Raw genomic sequence first — 2,965 nt, 5'->3', positions numbered from 1 at the left:
CGGGCAGCGCGTGCTGTGCGCCGCCTTGCTGCTGCGTGCCCGGGTACTGCTGCGAGCCCTGCCTGCCGCGTGTGCCCGGTTGCTGCGGCTGGCCCGGACGGTTCGGCTGGCCGGGCTGCTGCAACTGGCCCGGACGGTTTTGCTGACCCGGCTGCTGCGGCGCGTTGCGGTTCTGGCCCGGCAGACCGTTCTGGCGCTGCGGGTTCGGCTGCACCGGCTGGCCACGATTCGGATAGGGCGCGGCCGGATTGGCCCTGCGGAAGTCGGGATTGGCGCGGCGGAAGTCGCGCTGTTCGGTCACGACCTGGCGGCCCAGTGTCTGCGCGGAATGCACCGCGCGCACGAAGCCCTGGTCACGCGTCATCTGTTGCGGCGAGATCGTCAGCGGCACCGCGGCGAAGCGCGCGCCGCCGGTGCCGGGACGAATCGCAAACCCGCTCGCCCCGCGCGTCAGCACGCCGAGCGAAGCGCCGCCGCGGTCGTTGACCTCGATGCGGCCGACATGTCCGTCGGCGTCGGGATAGAGCTTGATGCCGACATTGTTGCTGGTCGCGGTCGCGCCTTCCGGCACCTCGACAAGGCCGGTGGTGCCGCGGATGCCGAGGGTTGCGGTCGGCGTCGAGATCTTCATGTCGCCGGTCTTGGCCACGGCGGCGGCGACGAACGCCGCCGTGCCCTTGGCGACGTTGAACAGTGCGCTGTTCTGCTGGCCGCCGTCCTCATAGACATAATTGTCGATCGTGATCCTGGCGTTGGCCCGCAGGTTGAAGGTGGTGCCGTCGTTGAAGGTGATGCCGAGCGAGGAGGTCGCCGATGTGGCGACGTCGTCATTGGCGAAGATATCGTCGCGGATCTGCAGCGGCGTCGTGGTGTTGTTGCGCGTGACGGTGGCGGTGCCGGTCAGTGTCGCGACGTTGCCGATCGGCTCGGGCGCGGTGGCCAGCGGCGCGGCAGCCGGAGCGGGTGCAGGTGTGGCAGGCGCCGGCGTTGACGGTGTCGCACTCGGCGCCGGGGCGGGTGAGGGTGCCGGCTGCGCTTGCGCGATCTGCGTGAGGTCCGGCGCGGCATTGGCCGTTGCATGCCAACCGATCGTGACGCCGGCACCAAGCAGAAGCGCATAAAGGAAGGCGCGGCGCATCACCATCGATTCCCGGGAGGCATTGGGGATCGGCAATTGAGCCGCGTCAGGCTGAATGCCGAATGAACGGTCCTGCCTTGTTGTCATGGCGGACCCGAACGATCAAGCGCCGCGCTCCCGGAAGAAGCGCGGCGCTTGGTCGTTGTTGGGGTTTTGGTTAGCCGCGCTTGTGAGGAGTGATGTTGAGTGGCTTCGCCGGCCTGGCCGCGGGAGCATAGCTTGCAGGCTGCGCGGCGGTCGCCGGCGGCACGTAGTGGAACACCGCCTTGCAGCCGTCGCTGAGCAGCGCGCGCTGCCGGACCATGCAGGCGGTGACGCGATCGACATCGGGGATTTCCGAGCTGCACAGCCGCATTGCATCGCCGGTGCACATCTGCTGCTGCTCGTCGGTGTAGGCATAGGACGCCGAGGTCAACAGACCGAGCGTGAACGCGGTTGCCGCCAGCAGTTTGCCGTGACGCAGCGTCGAAGCGGTGAAAGCCATGATGTCCCCCTTGTGGTGGGCGCGCCGTTGCAGCGCGTCGTCGAGGTGATCACTAGGGAGGCTTGGTTTCGGCAATTCTTCGTGCGCATGGCAAAATGGTTTCGTCGCACGCCGGTTTGTTTCGTTAACCACACGCCGCCGGGTAACGTCAGCGCCTACGGTGTCGCCGCCGCCGGAGCCCCCTCGAGCGCGCGAGCACGGCCTCGCGCTGGGCTTCAGGCATGGCGCGGATGCGGCGCCTGGCGGTGAGGCGGATCGCGGCAAAGCCGCCGAGGAACACCACGATCTTGCTGACGATGCCGAAGATCGGCATCACGACAGCCCATGTCGTGATCTCGCAGGTCAGCGCGACGAACGCGTTCACGGCGGCGGAGGTGAACATCAGGGCGGCCCAGACGTAGCCGACCATGACGGCGACATCGGGCACGACGGTCTGCGCGATCTCGGGCAGATAGCGGTTGAGCCAACCTCGCTTCAGCATCACGACGCCGACGATTGCGTAGATCACGCTCGGCTTGAACAGCACGAAGCGCGGGTCATTCGTGAGCAATGTCGCAGTGCCGGCGGTGACCACCAGGAACAGGCTCAGCCATTCCATGGTGTCGATCCGCCTCCGCCGCACGATCTGGATGCCGATCTGCGTGACGCCGAACGCGATGCCGATACCGACCGAGAGCGCGGTGATGTGGGTCAGCAGGAACAGAACAAGAAAGACAAGGGTCGATGCCAGGTCGAGGGCCAGCAGCTTTGCCGCGGTAAAAAAGTGCTTCATCGGCCGTCGAACCCCGCTTGCCAGGTCACGCTGTCATGTCACGCCTTGGCGCGATCCGCGCCCGTGTCGGCACAGCTAGGCAGATTGTGGGGCCGCAAGCCTATCGATTTCTGAAATCGAGGAGTGAATTCTCACTCCGACCGAGCGATTTCCGCAGTGTCCGTGGTTTGCGCGGCCGTCGCCCGGCGCCGAAACTCGGTCGGCGTCAGCCCGGTGTCCGCCTTGAAGGCGCGGTTGAACGGCGCCAGCGACTGGAACCCGGCATCGAGCGCAATCGTCAGCACCGGCACCTCGGCCTGGCCGGCATCGGCGAGCGCCGCCTTGGCTTCGTCGAGCCGATAGCGGTTGAGGAAGGCGTTGAAGTTGCGGTGGCCAAGTCCGTCATTGATCAGCGTCCGCAGCCGGTATTCCGGCATGCCGAGCTTGACCGCCAAGACGCCGATGGTCAGCCCCTCCTGCCGATAGGCCCGCTCGGTTGCCATCAGGTGCTTGAGGTGATTGAGCGCGGCCTGGCTGGACGGCGGCGGGCCGGCATTGGCGAGCGAACGCGCGACCGGTGCGGCCTGGCGAC

General features: G+C 67.0%; 4 protein-coding genes. All 4 read right to left on the bottom strand.

The window, feature by feature from the left end; all coding sequences use genetic code 11:
• On the bottom strand, positions 1–1,225 hold a 1,225-nt coding region (locus tag H8B02_RS46620; protein WP_376711797.1), incomplete at its 3' end, for a FecR domain-containing protein.
• Positions 1,226–1,295: 70 nt separating this feature from the next.
• Positions 1,296–1,622, bottom strand: coding sequence for a hypothetical protein (locus H8B02_RS46615; RefSeq protein WP_229172423.1), 327 nt, complete (start codon positions 1,620–1,622; stop codon positions 1,296–1,298).
• Between the two features lie 148 nt (positions 1,623–1,770).
• Positions 1,771–2,394, bottom strand: a complete 624-nt coding sequence (locus tag H8B02_RS46610; protein ID WP_229172422.1) for a septation protein IspZ — start codon at positions 2,392–2,394, stop codon at positions 1,771–1,773.
• Positions 2,395–2,525: 131 nt separating this feature from the next.
• Positions 2,526–2,965, bottom strand: a 440-nt coding sequence (locus tag H8B02_RS46605; protein ID WP_229172421.1) for a helix-turn-helix domain-containing protein, incomplete at its 5' end; no start/stop codon positions are given.

The organism is Bradyrhizobium altum (genome assembly GCF_020889705.1).
Taxonomy (GTDB): Bacteria; Pseudomonadota; Alphaproteobacteria; order Rhizobiales; family Xanthobacteraceae; genus Bradyrhizobium; species Bradyrhizobium altum.
The sequence above is the reverse complement of the archived record's forward strand: the minus strand, read 5'-3'. Positions and strand labels throughout refer to the sequence as shown.